17 protein-coding genes and 1 pseudogene are annotated in these 16,438 nt (G+C 73.8%); 6 read left to right on the top strand and 12 right to left on the bottom strand.

Annotated elements, in window-relative coordinates:
- The 3 genes from BLW86_RS07820 to BLW86_RS07830 are packed head-to-tail and all read right to left on the bottom strand — an operon-like array spanning position 1 to position 3,133.
- Complete coding sequence (locus tag BLW86_RS07820; RefSeq protein ID WP_093873343.1) at positions 1 to 1,179, bottom strand: cytochrome P450 family protein; 1,179 nt, start codon at positions 1,177 to 1,179, stop codon at positions 1 to 3.
- A gap of 9 nt (positions 1,180 to 1,188) precedes the next feature.
- On the bottom strand, positions 1,189 to 1,878 hold the full coding sequence (locus tag BLW86_RS07825) for a response regulator (RefSeq protein ID WP_093878558.1): 690 nt from the start codon (positions 1,876 to 1,878) through the stop codon (positions 1,189 to 1,191).
- Positions 1,879 to 1,921: 43 nt separating this feature from the next.
- Positions 1,922 to 3,133, bottom strand: coding sequence for a sensor histidine kinase (locus BLW86_RS07830; protein ID WP_093873344.1), 1,212 nt, complete (start codon positions 3,131 to 3,133; stop codon positions 1,922 to 1,924).
- Positions 3,134 to 3,279: 146 nt separating this feature from the next.
- On the opposite strand from BLW86_RS07830, the gene BLW86_RS07835 reads away from it, so the two are divergent.
- Positions 3,280 to 3,501: a hypothetical protein gene (locus tag BLW86_RS07835; RefSeq protein ID WP_093873345.1), complete on the top strand. Its 222-nt coding sequence runs from the start codon at positions 3,280 to 3,282 to the stop codon at positions 3,499 to 3,501.
- 12 nt (positions 3,502 to 3,513) lie between these two features.
- Here the strand turns inward: BLW86_RS07835 and BLW86_RS07840 are convergent, their stop codons facing one another.
- The 3 genes and pseudogenes from BLW86_RS07840 to BLW86_RS43045 all read right to left on the bottom strand — a co-directional run.
- Positions 3,514 to 3,873 carry a hypothetical protein gene (locus BLW86_RS07840; protein WP_093873346.1) on the bottom strand — a complete coding sequence of 120 codons (360 nt, stop codon included), beginning with the start codon at positions 3,871 to 3,873 and terminating at the stop codon, positions 3,514 to 3,516.
- 11 nt (positions 3,874 to 3,884) lie between these two features.
- Positions 3,885 to 4,811 carry a DMT family transporter gene (locus BLW86_RS07845; RefSeq protein ID WP_093873347.1) on the bottom strand — a complete coding sequence of 309 codons (927 nt, stop codon included), beginning with the start codon at positions 4,809 to 4,811 and terminating at the stop codon, positions 3,885 to 3,887.
- 208 nt (positions 4,812 to 5,019) lie between these two features.
- A pseudogene (locus BLW86_RS43045) lies at positions 5,020 to 5,199 on the bottom strand (dihydrofolate reductase); the annotation flags it as partial.
- 215 nt (positions 5,200 to 5,414) lie between these two features.
- On the opposite strand from BLW86_RS43045, the gene BLW86_RS07855 reads away from it, so the two are divergent.
- Positions 5,415 to 6,155 (top strand): SDR family NAD(P)-dependent oxidoreductase, encoded by a 741-nt coding sequence (locus tag BLW86_RS07855; protein WP_093873349.1) that lies wholly within the window; start codon positions 5,415 to 5,417, stop codon positions 6,153 to 6,155.
- Between the two features lie 119 nt (positions 6,156 to 6,274).
- Here BLW86_RS07855 and alc read toward each other — a convergent pair whose 3' ends face one another.
- The gene (gene alc / locus BLW86_RS07860) at positions 6,275 to 7,390 is read right to left on the bottom strand and encodes an allantoicase (RefSeq protein WP_093873350.1); all 1,116 of its coding nucleotides are present in this window, start codon (positions 7,388 to 7,390) and stop codon (positions 6,275 to 6,277) included.
- Position 7,391: 1 nt separating this feature from the next.
- Positions 7,392 to 8,726, bottom strand: coding sequence for an allantoinase AllB (allB, locus tag BLW86_RS07865; protein ID WP_093873351.1), 1,335 nt, complete (start codon positions 8,724 to 8,726; stop codon positions 7,392 to 7,394).
- A 328-nt stretch (positions 8,727 to 9,054) separates the two neighbouring features.
- On the opposite strand from allB, the gene BLW86_RS07870 reads away from it, so the two are divergent.
- Entirely contained in the window at positions 9,055 to 9,861 is an 807-nt protein-coding gene (locus BLW86_RS07870; RefSeq protein WP_093873352.1) for an IclR family transcriptional regulator, read from the top strand.
- A gap of 296 nt (positions 9,862 to 10,157) precedes the next feature.
- Here the strand turns inward: BLW86_RS07870 and BLW86_RS07880 are convergent, their stop codons facing one another.
- Together BLW86_RS07880 and BLW86_RS07885 are read right to left on the bottom strand one after the other, a co-directional pair.
- Positions 10,158 to 10,826 carry a response regulator gene (locus BLW86_RS07880; protein WP_093873353.1) on the bottom strand — a complete coding sequence of 223 codons (669 nt, stop codon included), beginning with the start codon at positions 10,824 to 10,826 and terminating at the stop codon, positions 10,158 to 10,160.
- On the bottom strand, positions 10,823 to 11,950 hold the full coding sequence (locus tag BLW86_RS07885) for a sensor histidine kinase (RefSeq protein WP_093873354.1): 1,128 nt from the start codon (positions 11,948 to 11,950) through the stop codon (positions 10,823 to 10,825). Before BLW86_RS07885 ends, BLW86_RS07880 begins: the two co-directional genes overlap by 4 nt.
- Before the next feature lie 196 nt (positions 11,951 to 12,146).
- Here BLW86_RS07885 and BLW86_RS07890 point away from each other — a divergent pair, with 196 nt between their 5' ends.
- A complete protein-coding gene (locus tag BLW86_RS07890; RefSeq protein ID WP_093873355.1) occupies positions 12,147 to 12,575 on the top strand; it encodes a DUF6223 family protein in 429 nt (142 codons plus the stop codon).
- A 76-nt stretch (positions 12,576 to 12,651) separates the two neighbouring features.
- On the opposite strand, the gene BLW86_RS07895 is transcribed toward BLW86_RS07890, so the two are convergent.
- Both BLW86_RS07895 and BLW86_RS07900 read right to left on the bottom strand, forming a co-directional pair.
- A complete protein-coding gene (locus BLW86_RS07895) occupies positions 12,652 to 13,332 on the bottom strand; it encodes an ABC transporter ATP-binding protein (RefSeq protein WP_093873356.1) in 681 nt (226 codons plus the stop codon).
- Positions 13,329 to 14,405 carry an ABC transporter permease gene (locus BLW86_RS07900; protein WP_177181598.1) on the bottom strand — a complete coding sequence of 359 codons (1,077 nt, stop codon included), beginning with the start codon at positions 14,403 to 14,405 and terminating at the stop codon, positions 13,329 to 13,331. Before BLW86_RS07900 ends, BLW86_RS07895 begins: the two co-directional genes overlap by 4 nt.
- A gap of 112 nt (positions 14,406 to 14,517) precedes the next feature.
- Between BLW86_RS07900 and BLW86_RS07905 the strand changes: the two genes are divergently transcribed.
- Positions 14,518 to 15,768 (top strand): sensor histidine kinase, encoded by a 1,251-nt coding sequence (locus BLW86_RS07905; RefSeq protein ID WP_093873358.1) that lies wholly within the window; start codon positions 14,518 to 14,520, stop codon positions 15,766 to 15,768.
- Positions 15,765 to 16,391, top strand: a complete 627-nt coding sequence (locus BLW86_RS07910) for a response regulator (protein WP_093873359.1) — start codon at positions 15,765 to 15,767, stop codon at positions 16,389 to 16,391. Before BLW86_RS07905 ends, BLW86_RS07910 begins: the two co-directional genes overlap by 4 nt.
- The last annotated feature ends 47 nt before the right edge of the window (positions 16,392 to 16,438 follow it).

The following is a 16,438-nucleotide window of genomic DNA, read 5'->3' on the forward strand; positions in this document are numbered from 1 at the left end:
TCACCACCGAACGGGGAGATGACGGGTGCCGCGCATGAGCATGCCGGGCAGCCAGTCCAACGCGCCGGGATCCGTGTCGAGTTCCAGCCCCGGGAAACGGTCGAGGACCGTCCGGAGCGCGACCTGCGCCTCCAGGCGGGCGAGCGGGGCGCCCAGGCAGTAGTGGACGCCGTGCCCGAAGGCGAGATGGCCGCGCGTGTCGCGGGTGATGTCGAAGCGGTCCGGGTCGGGGAAGCGCTCGGGGTCGCGGCCGCTGGAGGCGAGCGAGACGAGGACCGGTTCGTACGCGGGGATCACCGTCTCCCCGAAACCGACGGCCTCCCGGCTGAACCGGTACGTGGCCGTCTCCACCGGCCCCTCCCAGCGCAGCGTCTCCTCGATCAGGCCGTCCAGCAGGCCCGGGTCGGCCCTGAGCGCGGAGAGCTGCTCGGGGTGGGTGAGCAGCGCCCGTACCGCGTTGGCGATGAGGTTCACGGTGGTCTCGTGGCCCGCGAGCAACAGGAGGTAGGCGAGTCCGCGCAGTTCGGGCAGGGAGAGCCGGTCGCCGTCCTCGGCGCGGGCGGCGATCAGCGCGGACAGCAGATCGTCGGTGGGTCCGGCGGCCCGCTTGTCCTCGACGAGTTCGCCGAGGTAGGCGGCGAGGCTCTCGATCGCCTCCCGCTCGGGTTCCGCGCCGCTGGGCGCGACGATCTCGTTCGACCAGCGGCGGAAGGAGTCGCGGTCGGCGGCCGGTACGCCGAGGAGTTCGCAGATGACGGTGATGGGCAGCGGGAACGCGAGGGCGTCGACGAGATCGGCGCGCCCGGCCGGCTCCATGGCGTCGAGGAGCTCGTCGGTGAGCCGCTGGACACGGGGGCGCAGCGACTCGACGCGCCGACCGGTGAACTCCCCGGCGATCAGCCGGCGTATCCGCGTGTGGTCGGGCGGGTCGAGGATCAGCAGGTTGGGGCCGATGAGCTCCTCGTCGAGCATGGTCGTCCCGAGCACGGACGGCGACTTGGACAGTCTCGGGTCGTTGAGCGCGGCCCGCGCCTCCTCGTGACCGACGACCAGCCAGACCGTGGCCCCGTCGGGTGTGCGCACCTGGTGGACCGGACCGGCCTCGCGCAGTTTCTCGTAGTACGGATAAGGGTTCGCGGTGAAATCCGCGCCGTACTCCCCCAGATCGATGACGGACATCGTCCGACCCTAGACCTCGTCCTCGCCCTCCGACAGCCCGGCATCGTGCACCAGGAGCGCGATCTGGACACGGTTGTTGAGGCCGAGTTTGGCCAGGATCCGCGAGACGTGCGTCTTCACGGTCGGCACGCTCATGTAGAGGGCGGCGGCGATCTCGGCGTTGGACCGGCCTCGGCCGACGGCCAACGCCACCTCCCGTTCCCGCTCGGCCAGTTCGGCGAGCCGTTCGGCGGCGACGGTACGGCGGGTCCTCTCAGGAGGCTCCGCGGGATCCGGCTGCCCGGCGACGTGGGTCATCAACTGGCGGGTGACGGCCGGCGAGAGGACGGGGTCGCCCGCGGCGACCCGGCGGACGGCGGCGACGATCTCCGCGGGCGGGGTGTCCTTGAGGACGAAACCGGCGGCACCGGCCCGCAGGGCGCGCAGCACCTGCTCGTCGGCGTGGAAGGTGGTGAGGACGACGACCTCGGGGGCCCCGGGGCCGACGCGGAGCCGCTCGGTGGCGGTGAGGCCGTCCACGTGGGGCATGCGGATGTCCATGAGGACGACGTCCGGGGCGTGCCGGGCGACGAGTTCGGGGACGTCCCGGCCGTCGGCGCCCTCGCCGACGATCTCGAGGTCGTCGGCGCCGCCGAGCATGAGGGCGAGGCCCGCGCGGACCAGGGGGTCGTCGTCGACGATGATCAGCCGGATGGTCATGGGGGCCACGGTAGCCGCGCGCACGGCGGGATCGACCGGAAGCTCATGCCGGCCACGGTAGCCAGGCGTGCAGGGCGAAACCGCCGTCGGGGGCCGGGCCGTGCTCCAGCCGGCCGCCGGCGAGGGCGGCGCGTTCGGTGAGGCCGATGAGGCCCTGGCCGGAGCCGGGGACGTGGGGCACCGGGCCCGCGGGGGCCGGGTTGTGGATGTCGACGGTGAGGCCTTCGCCGGGCCGGCCGCGCACGGTGACGGTGACGGTGGTGCCGGGGGCGTGCTTGCGGGCGTTGGTGAGGGCCTCCTGCGCGATGCGGTAGACGGTGCGGCCGGTGGCGGCGGGCACCACGGCCGGGTCGTCGACGGTGGTGTCGAGGACGACCTCCGTACCGGCCTCGCGGGACTCGTCGACCAGTGCGTCGAGGGTGGCGAGGGTGGGCTGGGGCCGGTCGCCGTCGCCGTTCTCGCCGGGGGCGCGCAGGACGCCGATGATCTCGCGGAGGTCCTGGAGGGCTTCGTGGGCGCTGTCGCGGATGACTCCGGCGGCGCGGGCGATCTGCTCGGGCGGGGCGTCCGGCCGGAACTCCAGGGCTCCGGCGTGCACGCTCAGCAGGGTGAGCCGGTGGGCGAGCACGTCGTGCATCTCGCGGGCGATGGCCTCGCGGGCGAGCCGCTGGGCCTGGGCGGCGCGCAGTTCGGCCTCTGCCTCGGCGCGGCGGGCCCGCTCCCTGAGTGCTTCGACGAGCTGGCGCCGGGAGCGGACGAGCATGCCCCAGGCGGTGACGAGGAGGATGAGGATGAAGCCGAGGGCGACGGAGAGACCGGCGTTGGTGGTGGGGTCGGGGCGGACGAAGACCTGGGCGGCGGAGGTGGCGACGGCGAGCGCGCCGATCCAGGCGATCTCGCGGAACGGGCGGCGCACGGCGACGCTGAACAGGCTCGCGAGGAGGGCCCCGGCGGCGACCGGGGCCACGAGGTTCGCCAGGGAGAGGGCGACGGCGAGCCCGACGGGCCACCGTCGGCGCAGCCAGAGGGCGCAGCAGGCGGCGGCACCGGCCAGTTGGTCGAGGAGGGTGACGGTCTCGCTGGTGTACTGCGCGCTGGCGTCGGCGGCGAGCAGGCCGACGAACGCGGCGAGGAGGAACAGGGCGGTGTCCACGGCCCAGTCGCGGGCGGTACGGCGGGGCCGGGCCGCCCCGCTCCCGCCCGGTTCGACCAGGTGGGAGGGGAGCAGCCAACGCTGCCGGTCCGTACGAGTCATGTCCGCAAATGTACGCAGGCCGGGCGCGTGCCGGCGGTCGTACGGGCCGTCGGGCTACCGGAGTCGGCGAGGTCGATACTTTGGTATCGACCTCGATGGACGAACGGCGGACGCGGCCGGTCGGCCCTCCCCTCCATGATCGGATCATGAAGGGATTTCTTGAGGGTTTCGGGGCCTTGCTGCTGGTGTCCGGCATCGCCGGAGTGATCCGTGAGCTGACCGACGGCTGGTTCAGGTTCCTGGGTCTGACCCGGTTCCTCACGGAGAACGTGTGGTTCCTGCAGGGCCGGGAGCTGTTCGCGAACATCGTGATCGCGGTCCTCGGGCTGGTCCTCGCGATCGCGGGGAGCCGAAGAGCCGAGGCCTGAGCCCCCGCGGGGTCAGGTGCTCGCCGCGTTGAGGCGGGTGACCTCGGCGAGGTGCTCGGCCATGCGGTGGGACACGGAGCCGCTGGTGTAGATGACGCCGCCGATGACGGCCACGGGCACGGACGCGCCGAGAACGGCGAGGAGTTCGGGCCAGTCGCGCTCGTTGACGCAGCGGCTGTCGCTGTTGTGGAGGTTCTCGCTGGTGAACCGGGAGGTGCACTCGCGGCCGCGCTCACCGGTCTCGTAGGGCGTGAAGAGGAGCACCGCGAGCCAGATCCACAGGAGCACGGCCACGGCGAGGAGTCCGAGACCCCATGCCCGGGTGCGTCGGGCACGGGCGCGGAACGCATTGTCGTACACGAGTGAACGCATGGTCGAAGAACCTACCCGGCGTCCTTGTCGGCCGTGCGGCGGCCCCAGCTCGTCCCCGCGAGGACCAGTACGGCACCCGCGAGGCCGAGGGCGCCGGGACGGTCGCCGGCGAGGGCGATGCCCGCGGCGGCGGCCCAGAGCGGCTCCGTGCCGAGCAGGAGGCTGACCCGGGAGGGCGAGGTGCGGCGGACGGCCCACATCTGCACGAAGAAGGCGAAGAGCGTGCAGAAGACGGAGAGGAAGAGGAGCCCGGCCCACTCGCGCGGGCCGAAGTCGAGGGCGACGGCCCAGGGCGAGGCGCCGGTGCCGGGGAGGGCGGCGATGACGGCGAACACGGCGACGGCGGAGCCGAGCTGGACGGTGGTGAGGGAGAGCGAGTCGGCCGACCGGACCGCCTTGATCCGGGACATGGCCAGGACGTGGACGGTGCGGGCGAGGGCGGCGAGCAGCATGAGCAGATCGCCGAGGGAGGGGGCGGTGAAGCCTCCGCCCTGGGTCAGCAGGACGACACCGGTGACGGAGAGCGCGGCGGCGGCGAGGAAGGCGCGGGGTGGGAGGGCCCGGGTGACGGCGGCCTCGGCGAGGGGGGTGAAGATCATGGTGAGGCTGATGATCAGGCCCGCGTTGGTGGCGGAGGTGTGGACGACGCCGTACGTCTCCAGGAGGAAGATCCCGCTGAGGATCAGCCCGAGGGTCGCGGCGCCGCGCCACTGGGCCGCGCTCAGGGCCCGGAGCCTGCTCCACCCGGCGGCGACGAGGACGGGCAGCACCACGGCGAACCGCAGCACGAGGACCGCGATGACGGTGTGGCCGGTGGTGATGCCCTTGGCCGCGAGATAACTGGCGCCCCAGACGAGGGCGACGAGCAGGACGGGCAGGTCGGTGAGCCAGGCACGACGCGGGGCGCCGAGGGACACGGGTGCGGCGATCGAGGACATCGCGAGCCGGTTCTCCCACTCTTCTGACGGGGTGGAGACTTCGACGGCTCGCACTCGGAGCGATCACCGTACCCGGACAGGCCCGTGGCGGCTACACCTTTCCTTCGGCCCGACTCGGCGGCTCTGGTCAGTGACTCCCGTACGTGGGGCGGCCGGCCAGTTCGTACGTGTGGAGGGCGACGCCCGCGGCGGTGGTGCGCGCGTCGGTGAGGCGGAAGGCGGTGGGGCGGGCGAAGAGCTCGGTGATGCGCCGTCCGAAGTCCTCGTCGCCGAACGGCACGGACCAGCCGCCGTGCTGGAAGCCGTCGCCGGGGTCCTCCTCGGGGCCTCCGGGGGCCTGGATGACGCCGTCGAGGGTGAGGAACCGGGGGAGGCTGAGGGTGGCCATGGCGGGCGCCCTTTCTGTACTCCGGACCATCGTGTCCCACCCCTTCCGGCTCCACCGCACGACAGAAGTCATCGGTACTCGGGGCGGTGTCTCGCCGGTCGGTTCGGGCGCCCGGTCGCCGGTCGGCTCGGCGTCCGATTCCCGCCAGCGTCCGGGCGCCCCGCCGACTTTCATTGAACCCGCAACCAGTTGGTTCTTCTCACGGAGGTTTCGGGATGTCCACGATGAACGGCACGGCGGTCCTGGTGACGGGCGGCAGCCGGGGGATCGGCGCGGCGACGACGGTGCGGCTGGCCCAGGAGGGCGCCGACGTGGCCTTCACCTACGTCCAGGACGAGGCGCGGGCCAAGGAGGTCGCCGCGCGGATCGAGGCGGCCGGCCGCAAGGCGCTGCCCCTGCGGGCCGACGCGGCCGACGCCGGGGACGCGGCGGGCGCGGTGGAGTGGGCGGCGGATGCCCTCGGCCGTCTCGACGTCCTGGTGAACAACGTCGGCGCCGGGGTCCTCGGCCCGCTGGAGTCGCTCTCCCTCGCGGACGTGGACCGGGTCCTGGCGGTGAACGTCCGGGCGGCCTTCCTCGCCTCGCAGGCGGCGGCCGCGCGACTGCCCGAGGGCGGCCGGATCGTCACGATCGGCACCTGCATGACCCAGCGGGTGCCGGGCCCCGGCGGGAGCCTCTACACGATGAGCAAGGCCGCGTTGATCGGCCTGACGAAGGCGCTCGCCCGGGAGCTGGGCGGGCGCGGCATCACGGCGAACATCGTCCACCCCGGCCCCGTCGACACCGACATGAACCCGGCGGACGGGCCGTACGCGGAGGGGCAGGCGGCCATGACGGCGCTCGGCCGCTTCGGCACCCCGGACGAGGTGGCGGCGATGGTCGCCTTCCTGGCGGGGCCGGGCGGGCGGTACGTGACGGGCGCCGAGTTCTCGGTGGACGGCGGGCACGCGGCCTAGGCGCGTCTGACGATCCCCAGGAGGGAACGGTTACGCGAGGGCGCACCGGTGCTGTCGGGTCGGTGCGCCCTCGCGGGCCGGGCGGGGTGTCGTGCCCGCCCAGTCGGTGGAGGAGTCGGTCAGCCGCCGAGCTCCTGGTGGCGGGCGGTCAGCCGCGCCGTACCGGCCTCCGTGAGGGAGCCGAAGAGACGGAGGCGGGAGATGCCGCCGTCCGGGTAGATGTCGATCCGGACGCGGGAGCCGACGGCCGGGGTGTCGAGCACGAACCGGTGGTTGGTGTCGGGCTGGAGGCGGGTCCGGGGCAGGATCTCGGTCCACTCCTCCGATCCCTCGGCCGCGACGGAGAGGGCGGCCCAGCCCGCGCTGTTGCCCTTGAGGTAGGCGGTGTCGATCTCGACGGCGCGGATCTCGGACTCGGCGACCAGGCCGTAGCGGATCCAGTCGTTGCCCTTGTCGCGGCGGCGGCGGGTCTCCCAGCCGTCGTCCATCTTGCGGGAGCGGCCCGGCTGGATGGTGTTGGTGGCCGGGGAGTAGAAGCGGTCCGAGGCGTCCTCGACCTGGCCGCCGTTCTCCAGGGCCGCGAGGTCGAAGGTGCCGAGGACACCGAGCCAGGCCGGGTCCGGGGCGACCTCGCCGTAGACGCGGAGGCGGGCGATGCCGCCGTCGGGGTGCTGGTTGACGCGCAGGTGCGTGAAGCGCTGCTCGACGTCGACGGCGAAGCCGTTGGCGGCGTGGCCGCCGACGGCGGTGCGCGGGACCAGCGTCGTCCACTTCACGTCGTCGGCGAGGAGCTCCTCGGGCGAGGGCGAGCCGGCCACGGAGGTGGCCTCGACGGAGACGGCCTGCGGGTAGTTGCCGCGGAAGTGGGCGGTGTCGACGACGATGCCGCGGACGACGCCGGGCGCGCCGAGGCGTACGAGGGCCCAGTCGTGGTCGTCCTCGGTGGGGTGCGGCTGCTGGGCCGAGACACCGCGGCGGCGGCGGGTCTCCCAGCCGTCCATGATCTTGCCCTTGTGGCCGAAGTGCTCGGGGTCGAACTCGGCGGCCTCGGGCTTGAGCAGGTTCTCGCGCTCGGCGAAGAACTCGTCGTTGGCCGCGATGACGCCCGCGCCCAGGCGCCGGTCCGCGAGGTCCGCGTACTGGGTGAAGGGGAAGTCGGCCGTCCGGTAGTCGGCGTACGGGTCGCCGCCGCCGTAGGGGCTCGCGTCACCGGTGAAGCTGGGTATGGACGACACGTCAGTTGTTCCTTTCGAGGAGGCGGCCGGAGGGCTCGGCGAGGGTGCCGTGGTCGGCGATCCGCTCTCCACGCAGCCAGGTGGAGGTGACGACGCCGCTGAGGGTCTTGCCCGCGTAGGCGGTGATCCGGTTGCGGTGCTGGAGCTCGGCCGGGTCGACGGTGAAGGTGGCGTCGGGGGCGAGGACGGCGAAGTCGGCGTCGCGGCCGGCCTCGATGGCGCCCTTGCGGGTGAGTCCGGCGAGCCGGGCCGGGCCCTCGGACATCCAGCGGACGACGTCCTCCAGGGTGTGGCCGCGGCGGCGGGCCTCGGTCCAGATGGCCGGCAGGCCGAGCTGGAGGGAGGAGATGCCGCCCCAGGCGGAGGCGAAGTCCGGGGTCTTCAGGTCGGCGGTGGACGGGGAGTGGTCGGAGACGATGCAGTCGATCGTGCCGTCCGCGAGCCCCTGCCACAGGGCGTCCTGGTTCGAGGCCTCGCGGATGGGCGGGCAGCACTTGAACTCGGTGGCGCCGTCCGGGATCTCCTCGGCGGTGAGCGTGAGGAAGTGCGGGCAGGACTCGACGGTGATCTTCACGCCCTCGGCCTTGGCGGCGGCGATGGCCGGCAGCGCGTCCGAGGAGGAGAGGTGCAGGACGTGGACGCGGGCGTTGAGCCGGCGGGCCTGGTTGATCAGGTTCTCGATGGCCGTGTTCTCGGCGTCCCGGGGGCGGGAGGCGAGGAAGTCGGCGTACGCGCCGCCCGACCGCTGGGGCGCGGCGGCGAGGTGGTGCGGGTCCTCGGCGTGCACGATCATCAGGCCGTCGAAGCCGGAGATCTCGGCGAGCGAGTTGGCCAGCTGCTCCTGGTCGAGCTCCGGGAACTCCTCGACGCCGGAGGGCGAGAGGAAGCACTTGAAGCCGAAGACGCCGGCGTCGTGGAGGGGGCGCAGGTCCTTGACGTTGTCGGGCAGGGCGCCGCCCCAGAAGCCGACGTCGATGTGGGCCTTGCTGCGGGCGACCTCCTGCTTGACGCGCAGGTTCTCCACGGTGGTGGTCGGGGGCAGCGAGTTGAGCGGCATGTCGAGCAGGGTGGTGATGCCGCCGACGGCGGCCGCGCGGGTGGCGGTCCAGAAGCCCTCCCACTCGGTGCGGCCCGGGTCGTTCACGTGGACGTGGGTGTCGACGAGTCCGGGGAGGACGACGTCGTCGCCGACGTCCTCGAGCCGGGCACCGGCGGGCACCTCGGCGTCGTACGGCAGCACGGCCGCGATCGTCCCTCCGGAGACGGCGATCGACGCCGGGCGCGTCCCCTCGGGGGTGATGACGCGTGTCGAGCGCAGGACCAGGTTGACGTCCACCCGTACCCCTTCTTGAAGCACTTCAACGGGAATTTCAACGAACTGTTGAAAAGGAGTCTTCACTTCCGAGCGAGGGGTCGTCAAGGGCACACTTCCAGCATCGGCCGCCGAGGGACCCGCCTTAGAGGTTTCCACAAAGTGGAATGGAAATTTCGTACAGTAGAAGGTAGCTCTACACATGCGAGCCGGACCCGGACCGCTCCGGGCCGTCACCTACACCGGACAAACACCCCCTGACCGGCGCTGACGCCAGTACCGGGGCCGTGTGCCCCGGTCGGCGGCCCGGTAGGCTGCTGCCTTGCCCGCCTGCCCCGAAAGGACCGTTGACGTGCCGACGTCCAGCGCCAGCACCACCGACGCCGCCAAGCCCGCCGCGAGCGGGGGCGTCCAGTCCCTTGAGCGCGCCTTCGACCTCCTGGAGCGGATGGCCGACGCCGGGGGCGAGGTAGGGCTGAGCGAGCTCTCCGCCAGCAGCGGACTTCCGCTCCCCACCATCCACCGCCTGATGCGCACCCTCGTCGCCTGCGGCTACGTGCGCCAGCAGCCCAACCGCCGCTACGCCCTCGGCCCCCGGCTCATCCGGCTCGGCGAGTCCGCCTCCCGCCTCCTCGGCACCTGGGCCCGCCCCTACCTGGCGCGGCTCGTCGAGGAGACCGGCGAGACCGCGAACATGGCGCTGCTCGACGGAGACGAGATCGTGTACGTCGCGCAGGTGCCGTCCAAGCACTCCATGCGCATGTTCACCGAGGTCGGCCGCCGGGTCCTGCCGCACTCGACCGGCGTCGGCAAGGCGCTCCTGGCGCACACGCCGGCGGAGGAGGTACGGGCGCTGCTCGCCCGCACCGGCATGCCGGCCGCCACCGAGAAGACCATCACCACGCCGGACGGCTTCCTCGACGCGCTCGTGGCGGTCCGCGAGACGGGCTACGCGGTCGACGACAACGAGCAGGAGATAGGAGTCCGCTGCCTCGCGGTCTCCGTCCCCGACTCCCCCACCGCGGCGGCCATCTCCATCTCGGGCCCGGCCGGCCGGGTCACCGAGGCGGCCACCGAGAAGATCGTCCCGATCCTCCAGGAAGTGGCCCGCGAACTGTCGGCGGCCCTGGCGAACACCTCGGGCAACGGCCAGGGCTGAGCCCCTCGTGGGGTCCGGCATCGACGGCGTGATCGAGGTGCGCGGGCCCGGCGGCCGCTGGGAGTCCTCCCTCGACCCGCCGGAGTCCGCGCTCCGGCGCGACCGGCACGCCCGGGAGGCCCTCTTCGGCTACGGCGGGGCCCTCCAGGTGGAACGGCCCCTGTTCGACCATCGAGGATGCCCGGACGGCGATGCGGGAACGGGCCGCCGTCCACGGCGACGAGAACGTCCGCCTGGTCGTCCGGTTCGGCTGACGGCGTACGTCCGGGCTCGGGGCGGACGGTGACGCCGGGCCGTCAGAGCCCCGGCGCACGCGGTGACACCAGGCCCGATTCGTAGGCCAGCACGACGAGTTGGGCCCGATCGCGGGCCCCGATCTTCGCCATGGCCCGGTTGACGTGGGTCTTCGCGGTCATCGGCGTGATCACCATGCGGTCGGCGATCTCGTCGTTGGACAGGCCCCGCGCGACCAGGGCGACGGCCTCGCGTTCACGGTTGGTCAGCTCCTCGAGACCGGCTCCGGCGCCCGTCTCGTAGGGCTCGGAGACGTACCGGTCGATGAGCCTGCGCGTGATCGACGGGGCGAGGAGGGCGTCACCGCGCGCCGCGACCCGTACGGCGTGCAGGAAGTCCTCCGGCAGGATGTCCTTGACCAGGAACCCGGCGGCGCCGGCGCGCAGCGCCTCGAAGACGTACTCGTCCAGGCCGTAGTTGGTCAGGATGACCACGTGCACCCCGGCCAGAGCCGGATCGGCGGCGACCCGCCGGGTCATCTCCACGCCGTCCACGACCGGCATCCGGATGTCGACAAGAGCGATGTCGGGCAGGCACTGCCCGGCCAGCGCCAGGCCCTCCCGCCCGTCGCCGGCCTCCCCCACCACCTCGATGTCGTCCTCCAGGTCGAGGAGCGCGCGGAAACCGCTGCGGATGAGCGGCTGGTCGTCGACCAGCAGGACGCGGATCACGAGGTCCGCTCCAGGGGGAGCCGGGCCCGGACGGTGAAGCCGCCCTCCGTGCGCGGCCGCGCGCTCAGGCCGCCGCCGAGGGCGGTGACCCGTTCGCGCATCCCGAGCAGCCCCGTGCCGGGTGCCGGCACGGAGTCCGGCGCCGCCTTCCCGTCGTCGTCGACCCGTACGGTCAGGGCGTCGGGACGGCAGTCGATCCGTACCGAGGCCGTGGCCGCGTCCGCGTGACGGGCGATGTTGGTGAGCGACTCCTGGACGATCCGGTAGACGGTCCTGTCCACCGCGACCGGCACGTCGTGCCGCTCGCCCTCGATCGTCAGCGTGGCGTCCAGACCGGTCAGCCGGGCCCGCGCCACCAGGCCCGGAACGTCGTCGAGGCCGCGCGGCGGGGCCGTGTCGTCGTCGCGCAGCGCCTCCAGGGTCGCCCGCAGTTCCCGGGTCGCCTCCCGCCCGGCCTCCTGGATCGCGAGCAGCGCCTCCGGCACCTGCTCGCCGCGCCGGCGGGCCACGTGGACCGCGACCTCGGACTGCACCTTGATGATCGAGATCTGGTGGGTGAGCGAGTCGTGCAGCTCGCGCGCGATGCGCAGCCGCTCCTCGTCGGCGCGGCGCCGCGCGGTCTCCTCCCGGGTGCGCTCGGCCTCGTCCGCCCGCCGCTCGGCCTGCCTCAGCGCCTCCCCCGCGGCGCCGGCGGCGACCAGCCAGGCCAGCTCCAGGGCGCCGCGGGCCCGCGCGAACGCCTCGCCCGTGTCGTGCAGGCCCGAGACCAGCGCCGCCACCGGCAGGGCGGCGAGCACGACCACGCTCACGGCGACCGTGACGGCGCGGTGCCCCGCCCGTACGGCCGCGTACACCGCGAACAGGTACGCGACGGCCGGCACGTCGAAACCGGCCGCCTGAGAACCGGCCGCGCACAGCCCGGTCACGACCAGGACGGCCACGGGAGCGCGGCGGCGCGCGACGAGGGCCAGTCCACCGGCGGCGAGGAGCGCATGGCCGAGCAGGCCGGGGCCGTCGGCCGAGTGCTCCCCGGAAGCCCCGGTGAGCAGCAGTGCCGCCGCCACGCCGACGGCGATCACCCCGTCGACGACACCGTCCGGGACACCGAACCGTCCTCTGATCATGCGCGCACCCTAGCCGCGTGGGGGTTGGGGCGGATCCCGCTCGCGGAGGAGGCCGTGACTACCGCGGACGCGGTAGTCCGGCCGGTTCCTGCCGCGTCCGCGGCAGCGCGAAGTGACCACGTCCGCCGGACGACGGGCGGCCGGTCCGGTGGCCATGCTCGGGTGGTCCCGTTCCCCCGAGGAGAAGGAGCACCCCATGTCGGTCCGCACCGTGCTCGCCATGACCGGAGCCGTCCTGATCGGCGGTCTCGCGCTCGCCGTGCCGGCGGCCGCCGAAGCCGCCGTCCAGCCGGTCGCCGCGAGCGTCTACACCCTGAGCGTCGGCCGCGTCGGAGCCTCCGTGGCCGCGCTGGTCGGCCTCCTCGGAGCGGTCAACGGCGGCCTCGCCCTGGCCCGCACGACGGGTCGGGGCCGCCTCCGCACCTGGGCCCGCCGGAACGGTTCCGCCACGGCTCTCGCGGCCGGGCCGATCGCCGTGGTCGTCGGGACGGCGGTCGCGGTCACCGCCGACGGAGGCCTCGGCACCGGCAACGGTCTCGGCGGCGCGTACGTCGCCGTGCTGGTGGGCCTGGTCGCGGTCGCCCTCGGGTGGCGGGCCCGCTCCCGGGCCCGCCGAACCGGATGACCGGCCCGCCTCAGGCCCGCCGAGCCGGATGACCGGCCCGCCTCAGACCCGCCGAACCGGATGACCGGCGCCCGCCTCAGGCCCGTACCGACTCCGTCAGGCGGCCGTCCTGGACCGTCACCGTGTGGTCCGTGCGGGCCAGGTGCGTGCGGTCGTGGGTGACCAGGACCGTCGCCGTCCCGCGCTCGGCCGTCAGCGCGGCGAGGAGGTCCATGACCGCCGCCCCCCGCTCGTGGTCCAGGGCGCTCGTCGGCTCGTCGACCAGGAGGACGGACGGCTCGTTCATCAGCGCCCGCGCGATGTTCACGCGCTGCCGCTGACCGCCCGACAGCTGGTGCGGCCGCCGGTGGGCCTGGTCCGCGAGGCCCACCGCGTCGAGGAGGCCCAGGGCCCGGTCCCGTACCGCCTTCGGGGAGCGTCCCGACAGATGGGCCATCACCTGCAGCTGCTCCGCCGCGCTCAGCGAGGGCAGCAGATTGGGCTGCTGGAAGACGATCCCGATGTGCTCGCGGCGCAGCTCCGCCTTGGCTGCGGGGGTGAGCGCCCCCGTGTCCGTCCCGGCGACGACGACCCGGCCCTCGTCCGGGGTCACCAGGGTGGCGGCGACCGCGAGGAGGCTGGACTTGCCGGAGCCGGAGGGCCCGACGACGGCCGTGAGCGTGCCGGCGGGGACGGTGAGGGAGACGGCGTCGAGGGCGGTGAGCCGGCCGTCGCCGTCGGGGTAGGTGAGGGTGACGGCGTCGAGGACGAGGCTCATCGGGCGCTCCCGAGGGCGGTGAGGGGGTCGACGGCGGTGATCCGCCGGATGGACAGGGCGGCGCCGAGGACACCGAGGACGACGATCACGGCGGCCGGCCCGAGGACGGTGAGCGGTTCCAGGACGAAGGGCACGTTCCCGCCGCTGACGAGGGCGCCGATCCCGACCGCGAGCGCGGTGCCGAGCAGGGTGCCGGCGGTGAGCATGAGGACGGCCTGCCCGAGGGCGTCCTTGAGGAGGTACGGGGTGGAGGCGCCGAGCGCCTTGAGGACGGCGACGTCGCCGCTGCGCTGGATGGTCCAGACGGTGAAGAAGGCTCCTATGACGAGCGCGGAGATGGCGAAGAGGAAGCCGCGCATCAGCTGCAGCGAGCCGTTCTCGGCCTGGTAGGACCCTATGGCGGTGAGGGCCCCGTCGAGGGTGCGGGCCTCGGTGCCGGCGGCCTTGTCGCCGGCCGCCCAGTCGACGCCGTCGCCGCCGAGCGCGATGACGGTGGCCTGTTCCTGCGAGGCGGGCCCGCTGTGGCCGAGCTCCTGCCAGTCGTCGAGGGAGGTCCACACCACGGGCGTGTGGCTGTACGAGGCGTCGCCCGCGACCGCGGCGACGGTGACCTCCAGCGGGCCGAGGCGGACGGTGTCACCGGCGCGCACGGCCAGCTCGTCCGCCGCCGACTCGGACAGGACCGCCTTCCCGGCGCCGACGGCGCCGGGGGCGAGTCCCGCGGCCGGTTCCGTACCGAAGGCGGAGACGGCGGCGGTGCGGTCCCCGGCGGCGGCGTTGAGGGTGCGGATGCCGAGCGGATCGGCCTTCGTCACCCCGGGTCGCTCCGCCCAGCCGCGCCACTGCTCCTCCGTCACCGTCGAGTTGGTGAAGGAGACCGACTGCCCGGACGGCGGCGCCGCGAAGGCCAGCCGGTCGGCGGGCAGACCGGTGATCGCGGAGACGTTCTCTCGCGCGAGTCCGGCGGTCAGCCCGGACAGCAACCCCACGAGCAGCGTGATCAGCACGATCACGGTGCCCATGAGGGTGAAACGCCCCTTGGCGAATCTCAGGTCTCTCCATGCCACGAACATGCCGACCAGAGTGGTCGGCGAGGCGCCCCACGGGCATCGCGCCACGGATGGCTCCGCAATCAAACTTTCGGTTGAGTCCGGATCGTCGCCCGATGCCTACGCTGGAGGGATCATGGATCCCCGCTCTCTCACCCCCGCCCTGCGCGCGCTGCGCCTCTGTCTGCACCTCCTCATGGCGGGGCTGCTCGTCCTGGCGGCGGTACGGGCGGACTCGGCCGCCGGGACGGTCATGGCGGTGGTCATGGGCGCGGTCTACGCGGCCGGCTCGTACCTGCCGTCCGTGCGGAGCTCGCAGCGCGCCGCCGCCGCGTGGCTGGCGGTCCTCGGAGCGTCCTGGCTCGGGCTGCTCTGGCTCACCCCGGAAGCGCTCTGGCTGGCCTTCCCCCTGTACTTCCTCCAGCTGCACCTGCTGCCCACGCGCTGGTCGCTGCCGGCCGTGGCGCTGACGGCGGGCGCGGCGATCCTCTCGTACGTGGGACACGGCGCCGCGCTCAATCCGGGGGTCTTCATCGGGCCGCTGCTCGGTGCGGCGGTCGCGGTGGCGACGGTCCTCGGCTACCAGGCGCTGTACCGGGAGAGCGAGCGCCGGCGCCGGCTCATCGAGGAGCTGATCGAGACGCGGGCGGAACTGGCGGCGGCGGAGCGGCACGCGGGGACGCTCGCCGAGCGGGAGCGGCTCGCGCGGGAGATCCACGACACGCTCGCGCAGGGCCTGTCCTCGATCCAGCTGCTGCTGCGGGCGGCCGAGCGGGTGCTCCCGCCGGACTCCCCCGCCGCGGGCCACATCGGCCGGGCCCGTGAGGCGGCGCAGGACAACCTGGCGGAGGCGCGGCGCTTCGTCCGGGCGCTCTCGCCGCCGGACCTGGAGCACGGCTCCCTCGCGGCGGCGCTGGAGCGGCTGTGCGAGCCGGGTGCCGGGCCGCCCCCGGAGGGGCCTGCCGGTGCGAACCCGTACGAGCCGCCCCCGGAGGGCCCGTCCGGTGCGCACCCGTACGGGCCGGGGGGCGGCCCTCGGGTCCGGTTCTCGGTGAGCGGCACGCCGGTCGAGCTGCCGACCCCGTACGAGGTGGCGCTGCTGCGGATCGCGCAGTCGGCGCTCGCGAACACGGTGCGGCACGCCTCGGCCTCGCGGGCGGAGATCACCTTGTCGTTCATGGACGCGTCGGTGACCCTGGACGTGGTCGACGACGGCCGGGGTTTCGACCCCGCGTCCGTACGCCCCTCCTCGGACGGCGGTTTCGGGCTTCCGGCGATGCGCTCGCGGGCGGAGTCGCTGGGCGGCACGTTCACCGTCGAGTCGGCGCCCGGCCAGGGCACCGCCGTCGCCGTCTCCCTCCCCCTCCCCGCTGGAGCGTCCGCATGACCATCCGACTCCTGCTCGCCGACGACCACCCGGTGGTACGGGCGGGCTTGCGCGCGGTCCTCGACACCGAGCCGGACTTCGCGGTGGTCGCGGAGGCGGCCACGGCAGAGCGCGCGGTGGAGCTGGCTGCCGCCGGGGGCGTGGACGTGGTCCTGATGGACCTGCAGTTCGGCGCCGGGATGCACGGCTCGGAGGCGACGGCGGCGATCACGGCGGCGGCGGGCGGGCCGAAGGTGCTGGTCCTGACGACGTACGACACGGACGCGGACATCCTGGCGGCGGTGGAGGCGGGCGCCTCCGGCTACCTCCTGAAGGACGCGCCGCCGGAGGAGCTGGCGGCGGCGGTCCGGACGGCGGCGGCCGGCCAGTCGGCCCTCGCACCGGCGGTGGCGCACCGGCTGATGGACCGCATGCGGACACCGGCGGAGGCCCTGACCAAGCGCGAGCTGGAGGTGCTCCAGCTGGTGGGCGAGGGCCTGTCGAACCAGCAGATCAGCAAGGCGCTGTTCCTGAGCCAGGCGACGGTGAAGTCCCACCTGGTGCACGTCTTCGCGAAGCTGGGCGTGGACTCGCGCACGGCGGCGGTGGCGGCGGCGACGGCACGACGACTGATCAGGCGGTAGGCGTTCCGGACCGGCGGGCGGGCCCTCGGCCGATCCGACGTCATCCG

This window comes from Streptomyces sp. TLI_105, from assembly GCF_900105415.1.
Classification (GTDB): domain Bacteria; phylum Actinomycetota; class Actinomycetes; order Streptomycetales; family Streptomycetaceae; genus Streptomyces.